This is a genomic window from Streptomyces sp. NPDC055254, from assembly GCF_053606025.1.
In genome coordinates this window covers 139,268-160,141 of record NZ_JBSGQV010000012.1, presented here as the reverse complement: position 1 = coordinate 160,141, position 20,874 = coordinate 139,268, and the positions used below count along the sequence as shown (strand labels likewise).

Below are 20,874 nucleotides of genomic sequence, written 5' to 3'. Positions count from 1 at the left end.
GTACGGCTCAGCCCATGGAGGCGACGCCGGTCGCGTACGAGGTGTCGCACACGGGGCGGGCGAAGGACTGGGCCTTCGTCGGGCCGTACACGTCGACGGCGGCGCGTCCCAGCGCCCGCGCGATGCCCACGCAGTGCTCGGCAAGCGACGGCCGGCGGTTCACCTCCTGCTGGAGGTGGGTGAGGACGTCACCCGGCTCCTGACCCGCCTTGAGGTCGCCGACGAGCGCGTCGCGCAGCACCTCGTGCGCGGCGCGCGGCTTCGCGGGGACGGAGACGTCCTCGGCGGAGGCGGTCAGGATCTGGGAGGAGGATGTGTCCGCCCAGGGGACCATGGTGACCGCGAGGGTCCCGGACAGGACCAGGACGACGGGCAGGACCAGGGCGAGGGAACGGCCGATACGGCGGGCAGTGTGGGTCACGAGGGCGAGAGTAGCGCTCGGTGAAGATTTGGCGACATTTAGTCACCCTGTCGGGGGATGGTTCGAGGTGGTTTTTCGAATGGGGGGTTGACGGACAGGGCCGAATGGCCCGGTCTGCCAGGGTTTCGACCTCGACCTCGACCTCGACGCCCGGCGCCGCTGCCGACCCCGACCTCGCGGACGCGGAAGGGGCGCCCCGCGGCGGGGGCGCCCCTTCGGCTCGGGCCTTGCGGGCGGCGCTAGTTGGAGAGGCGCTCGCCGGAGGAGGTCGAGAAGACGTGGATCTCGCCCGCGCGCGGGACCACGTGCAGGCTGGAGCCCTTCTCGGGCACCTGGCGGCCGTTGACCCGGACCACGAGGTCCTGCGAGCCCTCGGCGGAGGCGGTGGACCCGTACACGTAGCCGTCGGCGCCGAGTTCCTCGACGACGTTCACGACGACGGTCAGACCGCCGGTCTCGGCGAGGTCGAAGTGCTCGGGGCGGACGCCGACCGTCACGGTGCGGTCGCCCGCGTCGGCGGCGGCGGACAGCGCCTCGCGCGACACCGGGACGACGCTGTCGCCGAACTTCACGCCGCCGTCGGCGATCGGCACCTCGACCAGGTTCATGGCCGGGGAGCCGATGAAGCCGGCGACGAAGAGGTTCGCCGGACGGTCGTACATGTTGCGCGGGGTGTCGACCTGCTGGAGCAGCCCGTCCTTCAGGACGGCCACCCGGTCTCCCATGGTCATGGCCTCGACCTGGTCGTGGGTGACGTAGACGGTGGTGATGCCGAGGTCGCGCTGGAGCGCGGCGATCTGCGTACGGGTGGAGACGCGGAGCTTGGCGTCCAGGTTCGACAGCGGCTCGTCCATCAGGAAGACCTGCGGCTTGCGCACGATGGCGCGGCCCATGGCGACGCGCTGGCGCTGACCGCCGGAGAGCGCCTTCGGCTTGCGGTCGAGGTACTGGGTGAGGTCGAGCATCTTCGCCGCGTCCTCCACCTTCTTGCGGATGGTGGCCTTGTCCTCGCCGGCGATCTTGAGCGCGAAGCCCATGTTGTCCGCGACGGACATGTGCGGGTAGAGCGCGTAGTTCTGGAACACCATGGCGATGTCCCGGTCCTTGGGCGGCAGGTGCGTGACGTCGCGGTCGCCGATGCGGATGGCGCCCCCGTTGACGTCCTCCAGGCCGGCCAGCATGCGCAGCGAGGTGGACTTGCCGCAGCCGGAGGGGCCGACGAGGACGAGGAACTCGCCGTCCTCGATCTCCAGCTCCAGCTGGTCGACGGCGGGCTTGTCGCCGCCGGGGTACAGGCGGGTCGCCTTGTCGAAAGTGACGGAAGCCATGGTGATGCGTCCCTTCTACCGGCAGGAACGTGCCGGACGATCCGAGTGGAAGGAGAATGGGTCTAGTCCAGTGAACGGACTCCGCCCGACGCTACCCGGCCGCGCCGCGTCTGTCAGTACCGGGAAGGTCCCGATTACGCGATGGCCCCGCGAATCGGCCGCTGTGTAGAGTGATGGCGGCTCGACGCGCGGTGGTTTCGCGCGTCCGTGCCACGCCTCCTTAGCTCAGTCCGGCCAGAGCAACGCACTTGTAATGCGTAGGTCGTCGGTTCGAATCCGACAGGGGGCTCTTCTCGACCCCCCTCGCGGGGTCGGTGTCCTGGTCCGCGGTCGGACTCCCCGGGCAAGCCCGGCGGTCAGTGGCGGCCCGAGATGCGGTCGGCCGCGCGGGCCAGGGGGGACGTCGTCGGGCGGTGCCCGGCGGCCTCGCGGCGGTCCGCCTCGCGGTAGGCGGCGTACAGGGCCTGGACGCCGAGCCAGCGGAAGGGCTCCGGCTCCCAGCGGCGCACCCGGTGGTTGACCCAGGGCAGCGCGGTCAGCCCGGTGCTCTCCTCCAGGACGAGGTCGCGCAGGGTGCGGCCGGCGAGGTTGGCGGTGGCCACGCCCGAGCCGACGTAGCCGCCGGCCCAGCCGAGGCCCGTCGTGCGGTCCAGGGTGACCGTCGCGCACCAGTCGCGCGGCACGCCGAGCACGCCCGACCAGGCGTGGGTGATCTCGGTGCCCGTGAGCTGCGGGAAGAACGCCGTCAGCAGCGCCGTCAGGGAGTCGATCGTGGCCGGCTCCGTACGGCCCGTGTTCTCGGCGGCGGCCGCGCGCGAGCCGAAGCGGTACGGGACCCCGCGGCCGCCGATCGCGATGCGGTCGTCGGCGGTGCGCTGGGCGTACATGTACGCGTGCGCCATGTCGCCGAGGACCTCCCGGCCCGTCCAGCCGAGCTGCTCCCAGGTCCGCTCGGACAGCGGGGCCGTCACGATCATCGAGGAGTTCATCGGGAGCCACGCGCGCTTGTGGCCCTTGAGGGCGGCCGTGAACCCCTCCGTGCAGCGCAGCACGTACGGGGCGCGGACCGTGCCGTACGGGGTGACGGCGCGGCGCGGGGCGATCTCGGTGACGGGCGTGGACTCGTGGATCACCACGCCCAGGCGCTCCGCGGCGGCGGCCAGTCCCGTGACGAGCTTCAGCGGGTGGACGCGGGCGCCGTGCGGGCTCCAGCTGGAGCCGACGGCGTCGGCGATGTCGAGGCGGGCGCGGGTGGCGGTGGCGTCGTAGAGCTCGCGGTCGCTCTCGCCGAAGGCGACCTCGGCGGCGTGGAAGGCCCGCAGCCGGGTGAGCTGGGCGGGCGTGCGGGCGACTTCGAGGACGCCGCCCCGGTGGACGTCGGCGTCGATGTCCTCCTTGTCGGCCACGTCGATGACCTCGGTGACGGTGTCGTTCATGGCCCGCTGGAGCCGACGGGCGGCCTCGGGGCCGTGCAGCGCGGCGTACCGGTCGCGGCCGGCGATGCCGTTGTAGAGCCAGCCGCCGTTGCGGCCGGAGGCGCCGTAGCCGCAGAACTTCTGCTCCAGCACGGTGACGCGCAGGTCGGGGGCGGACCGCTTGAGGTAGTACGCGGTCCACAGGCCGGTGTAGCCGCCGCCGACGATGACGACGTCGGCCGTGGCGTCGGCGGTCAGGGGCGCGCGGGGTGGTGCGGCCGGGGCGGTGCGGTCCGTCGCGTGCCAGAAGGAAATGCCGCCGTTGATCGTCATGGAGGAGTTGCTACACCTCGTTCCGCCGGGGTGTCCAGGGGCGGGATGTCGCACTTCGGGGGCCGGGGGGTGGCCCTGTGACCGATGCGGGCGGGGCGGCGGGGCCCGTAGGGTTGGGCGGGGGTTTTGTCTGTATTGCGTAGGGCGGGGTCGATTCGTGGTGGGCGGCTGGGCGCGGGCGAAGCCGGCGGGGGCGGCCGGCGAGGGGCGGCGGGGTGGCGGGAGTCGGCGGTGCGGCAGGGCCCCGGGCTACCGTCGGGGCATGGTCGAGGTTCCGGACGGGCTGATCGAGGCCCAGGTCACGTACAACGGCGCCGCGGGCCGGGAGTTCATCGCGGCGCTGCCGGCACGCGCGGCGGAGTTCCTGGACCGGTGGGAACTGCGGCGCACCGGACCGGAGATGCACGGGACGACGGCCCTGGTGCTGCCGGTGGAGCGCGCCGACGGCACCCCGGCCGTGCTCAAGCTGACGCTGCCGGACGAGGAGAGCGCCGGGGAGCCGGTCGCGCTGCGCGCGTGGCGCGGGGAGGGCTGCGTACGGCTGTGGCGGCACGACGCGGCCACCGGCACCCTGCTGCTGGAGCGGCTCGACGAGAGCCGCCACCTGTCGGCGCTCGCGGAGCGCGACAGCCGCCGGGCCGTCGCGGTGATCGGGGAGCTGCTGGCGCGGCTGACGGCGGTACCCGCCCCGGCCGGGCTGCGCGGGCTCGGGGAGATGACCGCCGCGATGCTGGAGTCCGTACCGCGGGCGCTGGCGCTGCTGGCGGACGAGGGTGAGCGGGCCTTGGTGCGGGACTGCGCGGCGGCGGTGGCGGAGGTCGCCGGGGAGCCGGGCGACCGGCTGCTGCACTGGGACCTGCACTACGACAACGTCCTCGCGGGCGGGCGCCGCGAGGCGTGGTTGGCGATCGACCCGAAGCCGCTGGCCGGCGATCCCGGCTTCGACCTGCTGCCGGCCGTCGCCGACAACTTCCGAGCCGAGGAGGTGCGGTGGCGCTTCGAGCTGCTGGCGGAGGCGGTCGGGGCGGACCGGGAGCGCGCCCGGGCGTGGACGCTCGGACGGGTCCTGCAGAACGTCCTGTGGGACGTGGAGGACGGCGAGGACCGGCTGGACGGGGAGCAGTCGGCGGTGGCGCGGACCCTGCTCGGTCGCTGACCGGCCGGTCCGCGCGGACGCGGCTTAGGCTGCCGCCATGATCCGTAGCGCCGAAGTCACCGACGTGCCCGTCATCCACGCGATGATCCGCGAACTCGCGGCGTACGAGAAGGTCCCGCACGAGGCGCGGGCCACCGAGGAGCAGTTGCGCGAGGCGCTGTTCGGTGCCCGCCCGGCCGTCTTCGCGCACATCGCGGAGGCGGAGGACGGCGAGGCCGTCGGCTGCGCCGTGTGGTTCCTCAGCTTCTCGACGTGGCGCGGGGTGCACGGCATCTACCTGGAGGACCTGTACGTCCGCCCGTCCGCGCGCGGCGGCGGCCACGGCAAGGCGCTGCTGGCGGAGCTGGCGCGGACGTGCGTGGAGCGGGGGTACGAGCGGCTGGAGTGGTCGGTCCTGGACTGGAACACCCCGGCCGTCGACTTCTACCGGGCGGCGGGTGCGGTGGCCATGGACGAGTGGACCGTGAACCGCCTGACGGACGACGCGCTCCGCGAGCTGGGCGGGTGGGCGGAGGCGGAGGGCTCGTGCGCGTGACGTCGGGACGGGCCGCCGGGGGCCGGGGCCGTGGTGCCGGGGGGGGCGATGGGCACGCGCGATGTGTGGCGTCCGCGTGCGTGACGACGGGCGTGGCGGCGGGGGCGGTCGTGGGTGGGGCGGGGGTGCGTCGGGGGGTGTGAAGGCGGGCGCGGCGGCGGGCGGTGGCGTCGGCGTGCGGGTCGGTGGGCGTGCGGCGAGGCTGCGACCTCCAGCGCGGTCGAGGTCAAGGGCCGGGATTGTCGGAGCCGTCGGCCACGATGGGGCCATGGTGCGAAAAGGGCAGCAGCAGACGGTCAAGGCGGCGCGGCGGGCGGAGGTGCGGCTGCCGGAGCTGGCGCCGTGGCCCGGCGGCGGCCTGGAGCCGGACGGGGACTACGACGGGCTGGAGCTCGCCGACCTGGACCTGACGGGGGAGGAGGGGATCGGGTCCCGGTTCATGGACTGCGCGCTGCGGCGCTGCGCGCTGGACGAGGCGGGGTTGGCCAAGGCCCGCTTCCTGGACTCGGTGCTGGAGGGCGTCCGGGGGGTGGGCACCGACCTGTCGGGAGCCTCGCTGCGGGACGTGGAGCTGCTGGACGCCCGGCTGGGCGGCGTGCAGTTGCACGGCGCCGTGCTGGAGCGGGTCGTGGTCCGGGGCGGCAAGATCGACTACCTGAACCTGCGGACGGCGCGGCTCAAGGACGTGGTCTTCGAGAGCTGCGTCCTGGTGGAGCCGGACTTCGGCGGCGCGGTGCTGGAACGGGTGGAGTTCCGGGACTGCGTGCTGCGGGGCGCGGACTTCAGCCGGGTGCGGATGACTGACGTGGATCTGCGGGGGGCGACGGCGTTGGAGATCGCGCGGGGGGTGGAGGCGTTGGCGGGGGCGGTGATCAGTCCGGGGCAGCTGTTCGAGCTCGCCCCGGCGATGGCTGCGCAGCTGGGCGTACGGGTGCTGGCGTAGCCGGGCGGGCCGCCGCCGCCCGCCTCAATCGCCGGCGGGGCTGGGTTCGGGGCTCCGCCTCTGGCCTCGGGCCTCGGATGTTGGCGGGGTTCAAGATCGGGGCTCCGCCCCGGGCCCGGGTCCGGGGCTACGCGGGGACGCGGGGGAAGCGGGACTGGAGCATCCAGATGGCCGGGTTGTCGGCGAGGCCGTCGTGCATGTCGGTCAGGTCCGCGACGAGGTCGTGCAGGAAGTCGCGGGCCTCGCGGCGCAGCAGGCGGTGGCTGAAGGTCAGCGGGGCCTCCTCCGGCGGCATCCAGTCGGCCTCGACGTCGACCCAGCCGAAGCGGCGCTCGAACAGCATCCGGTCCGTCGACTCGGTGAAGTCGAGCTCGGCGAACTGGCGGTTGGCCGACCGGTTGCCCCGCGGGTCCCGGTCGAGCTGCTCGACGATGTCGCACAGCGCCCACGCGAAGTCCAGGACCGGAACCCATCCCCAGGCTGTGGACACTTCCCGGTCCGCGGCGGTGTCGGCGAGGTAGACGTCCCCGCAGAACAGGTCGTGGCGCAGGGAGTGGACGTCCGCCGAGCGGTAGTCGGTCTGCGGGGGGTCCGGGAAGCGCCGGGAGAGGGAGTAGCCGATGTCGAGCACGTACCCGATGGTGTCACGGTCGTCCGGGGGGCTCCCGTTCAGGGGAGGAGGCGTTGTTCCTTCGCCACCGAGACGGCGCCCGCGCGGGTGTCGACGCCCAGCTTGTCGTAGATCCGGCCCAGGTGGGTCTTGACCGTGGCCTCGCTGATGAACAGGGCGCGGGCGATGTCCCGGTTGCCGAGCCCCCGGGCCAGCTGCCCGAGGATGTCCAGCTCGCGGTCGGTGAGGGTGGGGCGGGTGCCGCGCATGTGGGCCATCACGCGGCTGGCGACGGGCGGGGACAGCGTGGTGCGGCCCTGCGCCGCCGAGTGGATGGCGGCGAAGAGCTCTTCCGGGCGTTCCGCCTTGAGGAGGTAGCCCGTCGCCCCCGCGCCGATCGCCCGGGTGATGTCCGCGTCGGTGTCGTACGTGGTGAGGACCAGGACGTGCGGGGGCCGGGGGAGGGCCGTGATACGGCGGGTGGCCTCGACGCCGTCGATGCCCTCTCCCAGCTGGAGGTCCATGAGGACCACGTCGGGGCGGAGCCGGGTGGCCAGGGCGACCGCCTCCTCGCCGCTGCCGGCTTCGCCGAGTACCTCGATGTCCGGCTCGCTGCCGAGCAGGGCCAGCAGTCCGGCGCGGACCACCACGTGGTCGTCACAGAGCAGGATCGTCGTCATCGGGTGGGCTCCAGGGGTACGGCCGCGGAGAGGACGGTGCCCTCGCCCGGCGTGGACTCGACGGTGAGGGTGCCGCCCAGCTGGCGTACGCGGGCGCGCATGGCCGGGAGGCCGTGGCCGCGTTCGGAGGCGGAGGCGGGGGCGGGGGCGGAGGCGGGGGAGGTCGCGGAGGGTGTGCCGCCGGGCCGGGCGAAGCCGTGGCCGTCGTCGGCGATGTCCAGGACCACCTGGTCCCCCAGGAAACTGAGGGTGAGCGCGGCGGTACCGGCGCCCGAGTGCTCCCGGACGTTGGCCAGCGCGCCCTGGGCTATGCGCAGCAGGGCGGACTGGACGCGGTCCGGGAGCGGGGCCGGGGTCCCTTCGAGGTGGAACCGGACCTCGATGTCCGGGCCCGCGTCCAGTGCGCGCAGGGCGGCGGCGAGCCCGGCGCCGTCGGCGAGTTCGGACGGCGCCAGGTCGTGCACGAGCCGGCGCGCCTCGGCGAGGCCGCGGGCCGCGATGCCGGTGGCGGTACGGACGTGCGCGCGGGCGGTGCCGGGGTCGGTGTCCCAGGTGCGGTCGGCGGCCTGGAGCAGCATCTGCTGGCTGGACAGGTTCTGGGCGAGGGTGTCGTGGATCTCCATCGACAGCCGCTGGCGCTCGGCGAGGGTGCCTTCGCGGCGTTCGGTGGCGGCCAGTTCGCGGCGGGTGCGGATGAGGTCGTCGATGAGGGCGCGCTGGGCCTGGGCCTGGCGTTCCATGTGGACGAAGACGGCGGTGGCGAGGGCGGCCACGGCGGGCGGGGCGAGGAGGAGGTTGGGGTCGAAGGTGTCGGAGAGCTGGAGCTGGGCGGTGACGACGAAGACGGTGAGGAGTGCGACGAGGACGATGGCGGCGCGTGGGGGGAGGGTGCGCAGGGCCGTGTAGAAGAGCGGTACGGCGCACCAGGCGAAGCTCGGCGCGAGGACGACCAGGACCACCCAGGTGGTGACGATCAGGCCCAGCCAGAGGAGACGGCCGGCGCCGGGGCCGGGGCCGGGGCCGGGGCCTTGGCCGGCGGGGTGGCGGGTGGCGCCCGCGGGGCCGGTGCCCTGGCCTTGGCCGGCGGGGGAGTCGGTGCCGGTTGCTTGGCCGGCGGCGGGGCGGGCGCCTCGGCCTCGGGCCCCGGGGCCTGTGCCGTGGACGGCGGCGGCCGCGGCGGGGCCGGTGCCTTGGCCGGCGGGGCGGGTGGCGCCGACGGCGTTGCCGAGTACGTACAGCAGGGCCAGGGCGATGCTCAGCGCGATGACCCAGGGGGTACGGGGCTCGCCGGGGTGGCGCAGGAGGAAACGGGCCACCGAGGCGCCGAGGAGCAGGAAGAAGGCCGTGTGCATGACCGCGGCGAGTACGCGGGTGTCCGGGTCGGTGGCGGTGGACCGCGAGGGCAAAGGGGGTCGCGGCGGATGCGGGGGTTGTGGGAGTGGGGCGGGGCTCACGGGGGCTCCTGGGGCGAGGTGGTGCGTGTTTCCATCCTGCCGGGTTCCGGTGCGGTGGGCCGGTGCGGGCCGTTGCCGGGGCTCCGCCCCGGACCCCGCGCCTCAAACGCCGGCGGGGCTGGTGGTGGGGCCGCCCCGGAACCTGCGCCTCGGACGTCGGTGGGGCTCCGCCCCGGACCCCGCGCCTCAAACGCCGGCGGGGCTCGGTGCTGGGGCTTCGCCCCCGGACCCCGCGCCTCGGGCGTCGGTGGGGCTCCGCCCCGGCATCAGCGCCTCAAGCGCGGGCGGGGCTGGTGCTGGGGCTCCGCCCCGGACCCCGTGCCTCGGGTGTCGGTGGGGCTGGTGGTGGGGCTTCGCCCCGGGACCCGTGCCTCGGGTGTCGGTGGGGCTGGGGCGGGGGTGGACCGGCATGGGGAGGTGGGCTGGACGGCGTCGGGAGGGGAACCGGGCGGGCCGGGAGAGGGCTGGCAGGGGGCTGGCGGGGCTGAGGGGGACGGCGGCTGGGTGGTGGGGGTTTGTCCCGGGCCCGTGCCGCGCACCGGACGTCGGGCTCGGCCCGGCCGGGCCCTCATGGGCTCCGGCCCGGGAAGCGTGGGGACGGGGACAGCCAATGCCGGGGTGGGGGTGGGGCGCATCGACCGATCGGATGACCCCCGGGTCAGCCGGTGCGGGGCAGGGAGCGAGCCGGTACGGGGACGGGGCGGCGGGGGGTTCGGGGGGAGGGTTGGAGCAGTGGCGGGGCCGGGCCGCCCAGCAGCGGCGGAAGCGTCCGATCACCGCCACCCGCGCTCCCCGTCCACCCGTCCGTACCCCCGCGTAAACCCCGTGCGTGCCACTCGTCCGTGCCCCCGCGTAAACCCCGTGCGTGCCACGTCCGTGCCACCCGCGGAAACCCGTGCGTGCCACTCGTCCGTACCACCCGCGGAAACCCGTGCGTACCCCTGTGCGTACCACCCGTTCGTACCACCGTCCGTACCACCCGTCCGTGTCACCGTCCTCAGGAGCAGAGATGAACACCCGCACCCGCGTCCTCACCGGTACCGCCCTCGCCGTCGCCCTCGGCGCCGGGACCTTCGGCGCCGTCAGCGCCACCGCCGCGCCCGCCCGGGCCGAGTCCGCGCCGGTCCTCGCCGCCGCGAAGAAGAAGGACGGCGACAAGGACTTCACCACCACCACGCACCTCACCGTCGACGCCGCCACCCGCGCCGCCCAGGCCGCGCTGGACGCCGCCGCGAAGGAGAACCAGCGCGTGTCGGTCGCCGTCGTGGACCGCAACGGCAACACCGTCGTCACCCTCCGCGGCGACGGCGCGGGTCCGCAGTCCTACGAGTCGGCGCAGCGCAAGGCCTTCACCGCGGTGTCCTGGAACGCCCCGACCTCCGTGCTCGCCGGCCGGCTCGCGCAGACCCCGAACCTGAAGGACATCCCCGGCACCCTCTTCCTCGGCGGCGGCGCCCCGGTGCAGGCCGACGGCGCCCCGGTCGCGGGCATCGGGGTGGCCGGCGCCCCCAGCGGCGACCTCGACGAGAAGTTCGCCAAGGCCGGCGTCGACGCGCTGAGCAAGTAGCGCGTAGCGAGTGGCCCGTAGGAAGGGGCGAGCAGCCGGCAGTCGGCCGGGACGCGTCACCGAGGTGCGCCGGGATGCGACCTAGGATCCTTTGTGTGGAACCTCGCGCATTCGTCCGTCTCGCCGCCCCCGCCGTTGCCGTCCTGCTCGCCCTCACGGCGGCGTGTACCGGCGGCACCGTGCAGGGGCGGCCGGGGGCGTCGGGGCTGCGGGACCCGTACTTCCCCAAGGCGGGCAACGGCGGCTACCAGGTCGACCACTACGCGCTCGACCTCGACTACGACCCCGCCGACGGGAAGCTGCGCGGCAAGGCCGTCATCACCGCCCGCGCCGAGCAGGGGCTGAGCTCCTTCAACCTCGACCTCAGCGGCCTCGACGTCGACGGTGTGGCGGTGCAGGGCGCCGCGGCCCGTTACAACCGGACCGGCAGCGAGTTGACCGTCCGTCCCGCCGAGGACCTGAGGAAGGGCGAGGTCTTCCGGACGGAGGTCGACTACAGCGGCCGACCGAAGGTGTTCGAGGATCCGGACGGCTCCCGGGAGGGCTGGATCACGTACGCGGACGGCGCGGTGGGCGTCGGTGAGCCGATCGGGTCGATGGCCTGGTTCCCCGGCAACCACCACCCCAGCGACAAGGCCGCCTACGACATCACGCTCACCGTGCCGGACGGCTACGAGGCCGTGTCGAACGGCGAGTTGCGTTCCCGCACCGAACGGGGCGACGGACGCACCGCGTTCGCGTGGCACGCCCCGGAGCCGATGGCGAGCTACCTGGCCACCGCCGCCGTCGGGAAGTACGAGGTGACGACCGGGCGGACCGCTTCCGGGGTCCGGCTCTACCACGCGGTGGCTCCCGACCAGGTGGCGCGGAGCGCGGACGCGCTCGCCCGGCTGCCGGAGGTGCTGGAGTGGGGCGGCGGCCGGTTCGGCCCGTACCCCTTCGGTGCGGCGGGTGCGATCGTGCTGCCCGGCGGCACCCTGGAGTACGCCCTGGAGACACAGACGCGCCCGCTCTTCCCCGGCGCGCCCGAGGAATCGCTCGTCGTGCACGAGCTGGCCCACCAGTGGTTCGGCAACTCGGTGTCGCCGGAGTCCTGGAAGGACATGTGGCTCAACGAGGGCTTCGCCACCTACGCGGAGTGGCTGTGGGCCGAGGACCACGGCGGGAACACCGCGCAGGAGAGCTTCGACGCCTTCCTGGAGGGCGACACGGAGACGGAGCCGGCGGCCGGTTCCGACTGGGACGCCTTCCCGCCCGCCGCCCCGCCGGGGCCCGAGCACATCTCCGGGAACCCGGTGTACTTCCGCGGCGCGATGGTCCTGCACCGGATCCGCCAGGAGGTGGGGGACGAGAAGTTCTTCGCGCTGCTGCGGGGCTGGGCCGCCGAGCACCGGCACGGGAACGCCAGCACCGCCGACTTCACCGCCTACGCGCAGAAGAGCACCGGGCACGACCTGGAGAAGGTCTGGGACGTCTGGCTGTTCGGGAAGGGCCGCCCGCCCGCCGCGTGAGGAGGAGAGGACCGCCCCTCCTACAGTCCTGCGCGCGGCGGCCGTCCGGCGTCGAGGGGCTTGCGCAGCACCGTGCGGTCGCGGCCCCGTTCGCGGTCCTCGGCCTTGCGCACGGGGGCGTAGCCCCGGGACTTCCAGAACGCGAGCGCGGCCGGGTTGTTGTCGAGTACGGCCAGGCGTACGCCTGTTCGCCCAGCGGTGCGGAAGCGGTCCTCGACCAGGGCGGTGACGGCGCGCCCGTAGCCCTGGCGGTGTGCGGTGGCGTCGATGAGCAGCAGCCCGATCCACGGGTCCGGGTCGTCGGACGCCGGGTCGGGGTGGTGGGCGAGGGTGGCGGCGAGGCCGACGAGGCGGCCGGCGGAGCGGGCGAGGAGCACCTCGGCGCCGTCCTTAGCGATGTCGTCGGCGAGGGCGGCCGCGACCTGTTCGACCGTGATGCGGTTCGGGTCGGGGAAGTCGCCGCTCAGTTCGAAGAATGCGTGGTTCGTCGCGTAGAGCGCGGCGATCTCGGTGAGGACCGGACCGGGCAGGGCGCCGTCGACGGGAACGAGCGGTTGGAGAATCACCTGGTCAACGGTAGCGAAGCCCCCTCTCCTGACGGGAGGAGGCTTCGCCTGCCGAGGGTCGGCCCCGATCGCTCGGGGCGTGGCGGACTCAGACGTTGACGCCGAAGTCCTGGGCGATGCCGGTGAGACCGGAGGCGTAGCCCTGGCCGACCGCGCGGAACTTCCACTCGGCGCCGTTGCGGTAGAGCTCGCCGAAGACCATGGCGGTCTCGGTCGCCGCGTCCTCGGAGAGGTCGTAGCGGGCGATCTCGGCGCCGCCGGCCTGGTTCACGACGCGGATGTACGCGTTGCGGACCTGGCCGAAGTTCTGGCTGCGGGCCTCGGCGTCGTAGATCGAGACCGGGAAGACGATCTTGTCCACGTCGGCCGGGAGGCCGGCGAGGTTGACGTTGATCGCCTCGTCGTCGCCCGCGCCCTCGCCGGTGCGGTTGTCACCGGTGTGCACGATGGTCTGGTCCGGGGTGGACTTGTTGTTGAAGAAGACGAAGTGACCGTCGGAGACGACCTTGCCCGTCGGGTTGACCGCGATGGCGGAGGCGTCCAGGTCGAAGTCGACTCCGGTCGTCGTACGGACGTCCCAGCCGAGGCCGACCGTGACGGCAGTGAGGCCCGGGGCCTCCTTGCTGAGCGAGACGTTGCCGCCCTTGGACAGGCTTACTGCCATTTTGACTGGTGTCCCTTCCTCGTCTCATGACCGCGATATGTGGCCAAGTTACCGCTGATCCCTATAACGCGAGGAGAGGGGCGCGGGGTTCCCGGCGTGAAATACGGGTGACGGGGCGGCCCCGGGGCACGGATCATAGGGACATGCCTGGTCCCTATGTCATCCGCGGTTCGGTCGTGCTCCCCGAGGGAGAGCTCGCCTGGCGCTTCTCGCGGTCCTCCGGGCCGGGCGGCCAGCACGTGAACACCTCGGACTCGCGGGTGGAGCTGCTGTTCGACCTGGCGGCGACGAAGGCGCTGCCCGAGGTGTGGAGGGCGCGGGCGCTGGAGCGGCTCGCCGGCCGGCTGGTGGACGGGGTGGTGACCGTACGGGCCTCCGAGCACCGCTCGCAGCTGCGCAACCGGGAGATGGCGCTGGTCCGGCTGGCTTCCCTGCTGGCGGAGGCGACGGCGCCGCCGCCGAAGCCGCGCCGGGCGACGAAGATCCCGCGCGGGATCAACGAGCGGCGGCTGCGGGAGAAGAAGGCCCGCGCCGAGACGAAGCGAGGCCGCACCGGCCGCGACTGGTAGCCGCCCCGCCGGAGCCGGAGCCGGAGCCGGAGCCGGAGCCGAAGCCGGAGCCGGAGCCCCGCCCCCTCGGGAGCCGCCGCCGTCCCTACGCGCCCAGGTGCCGGTAGCGCCCCCGGAAGTACGTCAGCGGCGAGGAGTCGGGCGCGGGCAGTCCCGCCGTCAGCACGCGGCCGACGACCAGGGTGTGGTCCCCCGCCGCGACACGGTTCTCCGTACGGCATTCGAGGGTGGCCAGCGCCCCGCTCAGCAGCGGCGCGCCCGAGGCCTCGCCGCGCGTGTGGGGGAGGTCCGCGAAGAGCAGCCGGTCGCTGATCCGGCCCTTCATCGAGAACCGGCCCGCGACCTGGAGCTGGTGGTCGGCGAGGACCGAGACCGCCCACAGCGGCTGCTCCGCCAGCAGGTCGTCCATCCGGGAGCCCTCGCGCAGGCTCACCAGGACCAGGGCCGGGTCCAGGGAGACGGACATGAAGGCGGTGGCCGTCATGCCGACGTCCTCGCCGCGCGTGCCGTCCACCGTCAGGGGGGCCTCGTGCGCGGTCACCAGGCACACGCCCGCCGCCAACCGGGCCATCGCGGCGCGGAACTCGTCGTTGCTCACTCCCTCAGCATGGGGTCTCGCCCCGGGCGGGGCGGACACGGGGGTCGACACGCGGGGGACACGGCTGGGTACAGGGGTCGTCTCGGGCACGTCGACACGCTAATCTCGCGGTTTCGCGCGCACATCGGGCCCGGGTCCGAGTCGCGCCCCCGCCCCTCGGCCTAGGTCCCGACGTATCGTTTGCTCCCGGGAAGGCGGGGGAGCGCTCCCAGCCGGTAACCCCCCGCTGAGCACCGGTATTCATCTCATGTGACTTGAGTCACAGAGGGCAAGATTTGTTGACCCTGTGTACCTGCCGCACAGCTCACTGTGATTCAGTGGACGGGACACCGCAACGAAACGCCGATGACAAACCAGGAGTTGCTGTCGAGGTCTCGGGGAGAGCGAGCAATGGAGACCGAGTCGGAGCCGTACGTCCGTCTTGCGACCCTGCGGCAGCTGCACCGGGTGGTGGCCGAGCTCAACACGGCCCGCAGCCTGGCGGACACTCTGCAGACCGTCGTGGACGGCATCGTCGTGGGTCTCGGCTACGAACTCGCCTGTGTCAACCTCGTACGCCCGGACGGTGATCTGGTCGTCGCCGCCTTCGCCGGCGACCCCGCGGCCGAGGCCCTCATCACCGGTCGCGTCGGCTCCCGGGCCTCCTGGGAACGCCGCCTGACGATGGGTGAGAACTGGGACGGGCTCCGCTTCATCCCGCACACCGAGGGCTGGGTCCTGCTGGAGGACGACGTGCCCCAGTGGCACACCGACGGCCCCGATCCGCGGTTCGCGGACGAGTGGCATCCGGAGGACCGGCTCTACGCGCCGATGTACGCGTCCGGCGGCGAACTCCTCGGTGTCATTTCGGTGGACAGGCCGCGCAACGGACGCCGGCCGGGCGCCTGGGGGCGCGAAGCGCTCCAGATGTACGCCTTCCAGGCGGCGATTGCGATCAGCAATGCCCGGCTCCGCGCCAACATGCAGCGCGCCCTGGTACGGCTCGAACGGGAGCAGCAGGCACTGCGGGCCAGCGAGGAGTCGTTCCGCCAGGCCTTCGAGTACGCGCCCAGCGGCATGGCCATCGCCGAGATGGGCGGCGACCAGCACGGCCGGCTGCTGCGGACCAACGACGCGCTGTGCCGGCTGCTGGGCCGGCCCGCCTCGGTGCTGCGCCGCTACTCCTTCTCCGACCTGGTCCACCCCGAGGACATCGGCACCCTGCTGCGCACCTCGGCCGAGGGCGGTCGCGCGGAGCTGCGCCTCGGGCGGCGCGACGGCACCTACGTGTGGGTCTCCCTGCGCAACTCCGTGGTCGCCGACGCCGCCGACGGGCCCCGCTTCCTGCTCACGCACGTCGAGGACATCGAGGAGCGCAAGCGGCACGAGCTCCAGCTGGCCCACCGCGCGAGCCACGACTCGCTCACCGGCCTGCCCAACAGCGCCGAGCTGCGGGCCCGGCTCGGCGCGCGGTTGTGCCGCAGACCGCAGTCCGTGCGGGCCACCGCCGTGGAGGCCTTGGACGCGGCCTACGAGGGGCGTGAGGGGCACGACGCGTACGAGGTCCGCAGAGGGGCGGGTGGTGCCGGTGAGCACGGCTTTCAGCCCGACGGGAGCGACCGCTACCCCACGCCCGAGCCCTTCGAGTTCCCCGTCGGGGCGGTGCCGGCCCAGGACGGCCCGTACGACCACCACGTGCACACCGTGGCGCCCGCCACCGACGTCGACGACGGGACGAAGGGGCTCGCGGTGCTCTTCTGCGACCTCGACGGCTTCAAGTCGATCAACGACCGGTTCGGGCACCACACGGGCGACGCCGTCCTGATCGAGGTGGCCCGGCGGCTGACGACCGGCGTCAGGGACGGTGACACCGTCGCTCGGCTAGGTGGTGACGAATTCGTCGTCCTCGCCGACGGACTGGGCGCCGCGGACGCCGCGGACCTGGCCGTGCGGCTGCGCAACGCGATCATCCCGCCGATCCGGGTGGACGGCCGCGCGGTGCGGGTGGGAGCGAGTTTCGGCATCGGCTGGGCCAGTTGCGGGATGTCGGCGGACGAGGTGCTGCGCTCCGCCGACCAGCGGATGTACATCGAGAAGCGGTCCCGTTCCAAGGCGCACCGCCGGGCGGGCTGAGCGGATCGGCCGCTCGTGGGCGCACGTGTTCGGGGTAGGCTCCCGGGGGTCGAAAGGAGTGACCTGCGATGACGACGCCCGCGAACAACGGCCCGAACAACGGGGCGAACAAGCCCGAGGACGACGACCCGTTCGGCTATCTCTACGCGGACGGCCAGGCCGCCGGAGCCACCCCGCCCTCGGGCGGTGGATACGGCTACCCCGGCGGCTCGACGGTCGGTGGTCAGCCCGGCGCGCAGCCCGGCGTCCCCCGTACCTCGTACAACCAGGTGCGCACGGTCGGTGAGCGGAGCTACGGCGGCCAGCGCGGCCCCGTCCCCCCGCAGCAGGGCCCCGGGCAGCAGCCTTCGGCCTACCAGGCGCAGTACCAGTCCCCGGAGGCGCTCCAGGCGGGCGGCTACGGCGTCCCGCAGCAGCAGCCCCCGCAGCACCAGACCCAGACGGTCTCGCACCTGGGCGGTCACGGCGGGGGCCATGGCGGCGGGCACGGCGGCGGGTCCAGCCGCCGGGGCATGCTGATCGCGGCCGTCGCGGTGGTCGGCGCCGTCGTGATCGGCATCGGTGCCGCCGTGACCTTCGGCGATGACGACGAGAAGAAGGGGAAGGAGGCGGACGGCAAGCCGAACCAGTCGGCGGCCCCGCAGAACCCCTCGACCCCGCCGACCGGCGGCGCCTCGCAGCCGCCCCAGGCCGAGCTGCCCAGGGCGGACTTCGCGGGCGCCGGCATGTCCCTCACGGGCGGCGCGGTGCTGCAGAACACGGTGCCCGGTGCCAAGAGCGCCGGCGGCCAGTACGTGGGCGGGCTGAGCACGCCCGGCGCCGCGGCGACGTGGAGCCTGGAGGTCCCGGCGGCCGGCAAGTACAAGCTGAAGATGACCTACGGCGTGCCCGGCAAGGACGCGAGCACGACGCTGACCGTCAACGGCGAGAAGCAGAGCCGGCAGATCAACATGAAGAACTTCTCCAAGGCCGCCGAGGGCGACTGGTCCAAGGGCTGGACCAACACCTACTCGATCGTGACGCTCAAGCAGGGCGCCAACACGGTCAAGATCTCGTGCGAGGCCGGCGACAGCTGCGAGGTCAACCTCGACCAGCTGTGGCTCGAAAAGGAGTGACCGGCTAGCCGGCCGTCACCTTCACCGACCCCCGGACCTCCTCGTAGGTGCGGGGGTCGAACTCTCCCGCCGCCGGGGCGAGCACCGTGGCCGCCGAGAGGGCCACCGCCCGGGCGAGCCGGTCCGGCCAGTCCAGCCCCTCCGCCAGGCCCGACAGCAGGCCGGCGACCGCGGAGTCCCCGGCGCCGGTGGGATTGCCGGCGAGCACCCGGGGCGGGGCCGCCCGCCAGGTGCCCTCGGCCGTGGCGGCCAGCAGGCCGTCCGGTCCCAGCGAGGTGACCACCGCGTGGGCGCCGCGGCGGCGGGCGTCGCGGGTGGCGGGCAGCGGATCGCGGGAGCCGGTGAGCTCGGCCAGCTCGGCGGCGTTCGGCTTGATGATCTCGGGGCGGGCGGCGACCCCGCGGCGCAGCGCCTCGCCGCCGGTGTCCAGCAGGACCGGGACGCCGGCGGCGCGGGCCGCCCGTACGAGCACCGCGTACGCGCCGACGGGCACGCCCGGCGGCAGGCTGCCGCACAGGGCCACGGCGCGGGCGGTACGGACGAGCTCCTCGTAGCGGGCGAGGAACCGCGCCCATTCGGCGGCCGTGATCAGCGGGCCGGGCTCGTTGAACTGCGTGGTGTCGCCGGAGGCCGCGTCGACCACGGCCAGGGTGCGGCGGGTGCCGTCGGCGCAGGGCACCAGGGCGTCGGCCACTCCCGGGTACCGCTCCAGCGACTCCCGTACGAGGGCGCCCACCGGGCCGCCCGCGAAGCCCGTCGCCGTCACCTCGTGGCCCAGCGCGGCCAGTACGCGGGCCACGTTGAGGCCTTTGCCGCCGGGCCGTTCGGTGACGCCGGCGACCCGGTGCGAGGTGTGCGGAAGCAGCCTCGGCACGCGGTACGTGACGTCGAGCGCGGTGTTGAGCGTCACGGTCAGGATCATGGGCACTCCCGGGTCTTGTGCCGGGATCATGCCAAACGCAGGGCGGTGGGCCCAGTCCCGGGGCCGACCGCCCGTCCGCGTACAGCCGCTCGGCCGCCAGTCGTCGACCGGTCAGGGGAGCGCTCAGAGCGCCGGCTTGACGATCCATTCGCCGCGCCGCATGACGCCCTTGACGTCGAACTCGGCGTCGAGGACGACCAGGTCGGCGTACTTGCCGGGCTCCAGCGAGCCGATCTCGTCGTACCGGCCGATCAGTTTGGCCGGGTTGGCGGAGATCGCCTGGACCACGGACTCGACGGGCAGCTTGTCGAGGGTGACCGAGCGCTTGAAGGCGGTGTCCAGGGTCAGCGTCGAGCCTGCGATCGAGCCGCCCTCCACGAGCCGGGCCACGCCCTGCTTCACCTCGACCTCCAGCGGGCCGAGGTGGTAGGTCCCGTCGCCGAAGCCGGCCGCGTCCATCGCGTCGGTGATCAGCGCCACGCGGTGCGCGCCGGCATGGTGAAAGGCCAGCTCCAGCATCGCCGGGTGCAGGTGGGTGCCGTCGTTGATGAGCTCGACGGTCACCCGCTCGTCCTCCAGCAGCGCCGCGATGGGGCCGGGGGCGCGGTGCTCCAGGCCGGGCATCGCGTTGTAGAGGTGGGTGGCCACGGTCGCGCCCGCGTCGATGGCCTGGCGCGCCTGCTCGTACGTGGAGTCCGTGTGGCCGATGGCCGCGATGACCCCGAGCTCCGCCAGCAGCCGTACGGAGTCCAGGCCGCCCGGCAGCTCGGTGGCGAGGGTGAACATGCGGGCGGTGCCGTGCGCGGCGTCGACCAGCTTGCGGACCTCGGCCGGGTCCGGGTCGCGGAGCAGGTCCGCCTTGTGCGCGCCCTTGCGGCAGGCGTTGATGAAGGGGCCCTCGAAGTGGATGCCCGCGATCTCGCCCTGCTGGGTCAGCTCGGCGAGCAGTCCGGCGCGCCGCGCCAGTTCGTCGAGGTCGCCGGTGACGGTGGAGGCGACGAGGGTGGTCGTCCCGTGCTCGCGGTGGGTCCGTACGCCCTTGAGCACCTGCTCGGCGGTGCCGGAGGTGAAGGAGGCGCCACCGCCGCCGTGGTTGTGGATGTCCACGAAGCCGGGGACGAGCCAGTGCCCGGTCAGGTCCAGGACCTGCGCGCCCTCCTGGGCACTGCCGGCGATGCGGTCGCCGTCGACGATGACCCGGCCGTTCGCGACCGTCCCGGTGGGCAGCACCACCCTGGCGCCGGAGAGAACAGTGCTGTGCGCGCTTCCGGACATCAGGCAGGTACCTCCGTGGCGAGTAGGTCCCAGGCGAGCAGACCCGCGCCCAGGCATCCGGCGGTGTCCCCGAGGGCCGCCGGAACGATGTGGGGGAGCCGCTGGAACGTCACGCGTTCCTCCACGGCCGTCCGTAGTGGTGTGAACAAGGTTTCCCCGGCCTCCGCGAGCCCGCCACCGATGATCAGCGTGCGGGGGTCCAGCAGCGTGATCGCCGTGACCAGCCCGTCGGCGAGGGCGCCGATGGCGGCCAGCCACACCTCGCGGGCCCGCGCGTCACCCGACTCGACGGCCCTGGCGCAGTCGGCGGCGTCCGCCAGCGGGTCGCCCGAGGCGGCTGCCCAGGCGCGGCTGACGGCGGAGGCGGAGGCGAGGGTCTCCAGGCAGCCGCGCTGACCGCAGCCGCAGGCGGGTCCGCCGGGGCGGACCACGATGTGCCCGATCTCGCCCGCGTAGCCGTGCGCGCCGGCTTCGATGCGGCCGGCGATGCCGATGGCGCCGGCGATGCCGGTGCCGAGCGGGACGAAGAGGAAGCGGTCCGCGCCCCGCCCGGCGCCGATGCGGCCCTCGGCGAGTCCGCCCGTGCGCACGTCGTGCCCGAGGGCCACGGGGATTCCGCCGAGGCGGGCGCCGAGCAGGGCGCGCATCGGTACGTCGCGCCAGCCCAGGTTCGCCGCGTAGACGGCGATCCCGTTCTCGGCGTCGACGATGCCGGGGACGGCGACGCCGGCGGCCGAGGCGGGTCGGCCGAAGCGCTCCGTGCCGGTGTCGAGCAGCTCGGCGGCGAAGTCCTGGATCGTCTCGACGACGGCGTCGGCGCCCCGCTCGCGGCCGGTGGCGCGGCGCGCCTCGTGCAGCAGGGTGCCGTCGGCGGCGACCAGGGCGGCCTTCATCCCGGTGCCGCCCACATCGAGGGCGATGACGTGTTTCACGGGTTTCACAGAGATAGTCTCGCGTGCTCGGCGGGGAAAGGTCTAGTCCATTGAGAGGGATTGTTGAGCTGCCATACAAATCCGGGACCCAGGTCGGACACGGTCCGGACACGGACCGCGCCCGGAAGCGCCCCCAGGTGTCGGCGAGCCGTCAAAGTGGTGTAGACC

Annotated in this window: 20 protein-coding genes and 1 tRNA gene; 9 read left to right on the top strand and 12 right to left on the bottom strand. The window is 73.7% G+C overall.

Translation table 11 applies throughout. The features are described 5' to 3' along the window. Positions 1-7: 7 nt before the first annotated feature. Together ACWFQ8_RS15430 and ACWFQ8_RS15425 are read right to left on the bottom strand one after the other, a co-directional pair. The gene (locus ACWFQ8_RS15430; RefSeq protein ID WP_453786715.1) at positions 8-421 is read right to left on the bottom strand and encodes a hypothetical protein; all 414 of its coding nucleotides are present in this window, start codon (positions 419-421) and stop codon (positions 8-10) included. A 239-nt stretch (positions 422-660) separates the two neighbouring features. Further along, on the bottom strand, positions 661-1,749 hold the full coding sequence (locus ACWFQ8_RS15425) for an ABC transporter ATP-binding protein (RefSeq protein WP_453786714.1): 1,089 nt from the start codon (positions 1,747-1,749) through the stop codon (positions 661-663). Between the two features lie 214 nt (positions 1,750-1,963). Between ACWFQ8_RS15425 and ACWFQ8_RS15420 the strand changes: the two genes are divergently transcribed. Next, positions 1,964-2,038, top strand: a tRNA-Thr gene (locus tag ACWFQ8_RS15420). A gap of 67 nt (positions 2,039-2,105) precedes the next feature. Here the strand turns inward: ACWFQ8_RS15420 and ACWFQ8_RS15415 are convergent. Then, positions 2,106-3,497 carry an NAD(P)/FAD-dependent oxidoreductase gene (locus ACWFQ8_RS15415; protein ID WP_453786713.1) on the bottom strand — a complete coding sequence of 464 codons (1,392 nt, stop codon included), beginning with the start codon at positions 3,495-3,497 and terminating at the stop codon, positions 2,106-2,108. Between the two features lie 262 nt (positions 3,498-3,759). On the opposite strand from ACWFQ8_RS15415, the gene ACWFQ8_RS15410 reads away from it, so the two are divergent. From ACWFQ8_RS15410 to ACWFQ8_RS15400, 3 genes are all read left to right on the top strand, one after another. Beyond that, entirely contained in the window at positions 3,760-4,653 is an 894-nt protein-coding gene (locus ACWFQ8_RS15410; protein WP_453786712.1) for an aminoglycoside phosphotransferase family protein, read from the top strand. Between the two features lie 37 nt (positions 4,654-4,690). Continuing rightward, positions 4,691-5,188: an N-acetyltransferase family protein gene (locus ACWFQ8_RS15405; protein WP_453786711.1), complete on the top strand. Its 498-nt coding sequence runs from the start codon at positions 4,691-4,693 to the stop codon at positions 5,186-5,188. A gap of 268 nt (positions 5,189-5,456) precedes the next feature. Then, on the top strand, positions 5,457-6,131 hold the full coding sequence (locus ACWFQ8_RS15400; protein ID WP_453786710.1) for a pentapeptide repeat-containing protein: 675 nt from the start codon (positions 5,457-5,459) through the stop codon (positions 6,129-6,131). Positions 6,132-6,258: 127 nt separating this feature from the next. On the opposite strand, the gene ACWFQ8_RS15395 is transcribed toward ACWFQ8_RS15400, so the two are convergent. Genes ACWFQ8_RS15395 through ACWFQ8_RS15385 form a run of 3 tightly spaced genes read right to left on the bottom strand, consistent with a single transcriptional unit; the run spans position 6,259 to position 8,773 of the window. Next, complete coding sequence (locus ACWFQ8_RS15395) at positions 6,259-6,762, bottom strand: hypothetical protein (RefSeq protein WP_453786709.1); 504 nt, start codon at positions 6,760-6,762, stop codon at positions 6,259-6,261. Positions 6,763-6,800: 38 nt separating this feature from the next. Next, a complete protein-coding gene (locus ACWFQ8_RS15390) occupies positions 6,801-7,421 on the bottom strand; it encodes a response regulator (protein ID WP_453786708.1) in 621 nt (206 codons plus the stop codon). Next, positions 7,418-8,773 (bottom strand): histidine kinase, encoded by a 1,356-nt coding sequence (locus ACWFQ8_RS15385; RefSeq protein WP_453786707.1) that lies wholly within the window; start codon positions 8,771-8,773, stop codon positions 7,418-7,420. Before ACWFQ8_RS15385 ends, ACWFQ8_RS15390 begins: the two co-directional genes overlap by 4 nt. Before the next feature lie 1,111 nt (positions 8,774-9,884). On the opposite strand from ACWFQ8_RS15385, the gene ACWFQ8_RS15380 reads away from it, so the two are divergent. Both ACWFQ8_RS15380 and ACWFQ8_RS15375 read left to right on the top strand, forming a co-directional pair. Then, entirely contained in the window at positions 9,885-10,442 is a 558-nt protein-coding gene (locus tag ACWFQ8_RS15380) for a GlcG/HbpS family heme-binding protein (protein ID WP_453786706.1), read from the top strand. Positions 10,443-10,537: 95 nt separating this feature from the next. After that, positions 10,538-11,953: a M1 family metallopeptidase gene (locus ACWFQ8_RS15375; RefSeq protein WP_453786705.1), complete on the top strand. Its 1,416-nt coding sequence runs from the start codon at positions 10,538-10,540 to the stop codon at positions 11,951-11,953. A gap of 20 nt (positions 11,954-11,973) precedes the next feature. Here the strand turns inward: ACWFQ8_RS15375 and ACWFQ8_RS15370 are convergent, their stop codons facing one another. Together ACWFQ8_RS15370 and ACWFQ8_RS15365 are read right to left on the bottom strand one after the other, a co-directional pair. Next, entirely contained in the window at positions 11,974-12,519 is a 546-nt protein-coding gene (locus tag ACWFQ8_RS15370) for an N-acetyltransferase family protein (RefSeq protein WP_453786704.1), read from the bottom strand. Positions 12,520-12,607: 88 nt separating this feature from the next. After that, positions 12,608-13,183 carry a TerD family protein gene (locus ACWFQ8_RS15365; protein WP_033223609.1) on the bottom strand — a complete coding sequence of 192 codons (576 nt, stop codon included), beginning with the start codon at positions 13,181-13,183 and terminating at the stop codon, positions 12,608-12,610. Between the two features lie 143 nt (positions 13,184-13,326). On the opposite strand from ACWFQ8_RS15365, the gene arfB reads away from it, so the two are divergent. Then, positions 13,327-13,752, top strand: a complete 426-nt coding sequence (gene arfB / locus ACWFQ8_RS15360) for an alternative ribosome rescue aminoacyl-tRNA hydrolase ArfB (RefSeq protein ID WP_453786703.1) — start codon at positions 13,327-13,329, stop codon at positions 13,750-13,752. 85 nt (positions 13,753-13,837) lie between these two features. Here arfB and ACWFQ8_RS15355 read toward each other — a convergent pair whose 3' ends face one another. Further along, a complete protein-coding gene (locus ACWFQ8_RS15355; protein ID WP_453786732.1) occupies positions 13,838-14,401 on the bottom strand; it encodes a flavin reductase family protein in 564 nt (187 codons plus the stop codon). A gap of 339 nt (positions 14,402-14,740) precedes the next feature. Here ACWFQ8_RS15355 and cdgB point away from each other — a divergent pair, with 339 nt between their 5' ends. Beyond that, complete coding sequence (gene cdgB, locus ACWFQ8_RS15350; RefSeq protein ID WP_453786702.1) at positions 14,741-16,462, top strand: diguanylate cyclase CdgB; 1,722 nt, start codon at positions 14,741-14,743, stop codon at positions 16,460-16,462. A gap of 68 nt (positions 16,463-16,530) precedes the next feature. Then, entirely contained in the window at positions 16,531-17,577 is a 1,047-nt protein-coding gene (locus tag ACWFQ8_RS15345; RefSeq protein WP_453786701.1) for a CBM35 domain-containing protein, read from the top strand. Positions 17,578-17,581: 4 nt separating this feature from the next. On the opposite strand, the gene ACWFQ8_RS15340 is transcribed toward ACWFQ8_RS15345, so the two are convergent. The 3 genes from ACWFQ8_RS15340 to ACWFQ8_RS15330 form a co-directional block, all read right to left on the bottom strand. Further along, complete coding sequence (locus ACWFQ8_RS15340; protein ID WP_453786700.1) at positions 17,582-18,499, bottom strand: 1-phosphofructokinase family hexose kinase; 918 nt, start codon at positions 18,497-18,499, stop codon at positions 17,582-17,584. A gap of 123 nt (positions 18,500-18,622) precedes the next feature. Beyond that, positions 18,623-19,774 carry an N-acetylglucosamine-6-phosphate deacetylase gene (gene nagA / locus ACWFQ8_RS15335; RefSeq protein WP_453786699.1) on the bottom strand — a complete coding sequence of 384 codons (1,152 nt, stop codon included), beginning with the start codon at positions 19,772-19,774 and terminating at the stop codon, positions 18,623-18,625. Next, positions 19,774-20,706, bottom strand: a complete 933-nt coding sequence (locus ACWFQ8_RS15330; protein WP_453786731.1) for an ROK family protein — start codon at positions 20,704-20,706, stop codon at positions 19,774-19,776. The genes nagA and ACWFQ8_RS15330 overlap by 1 nt, the downstream gene beginning before the upstream one ends. Positions 20,707-20,874 lie beyond the last annotated feature (168 nt).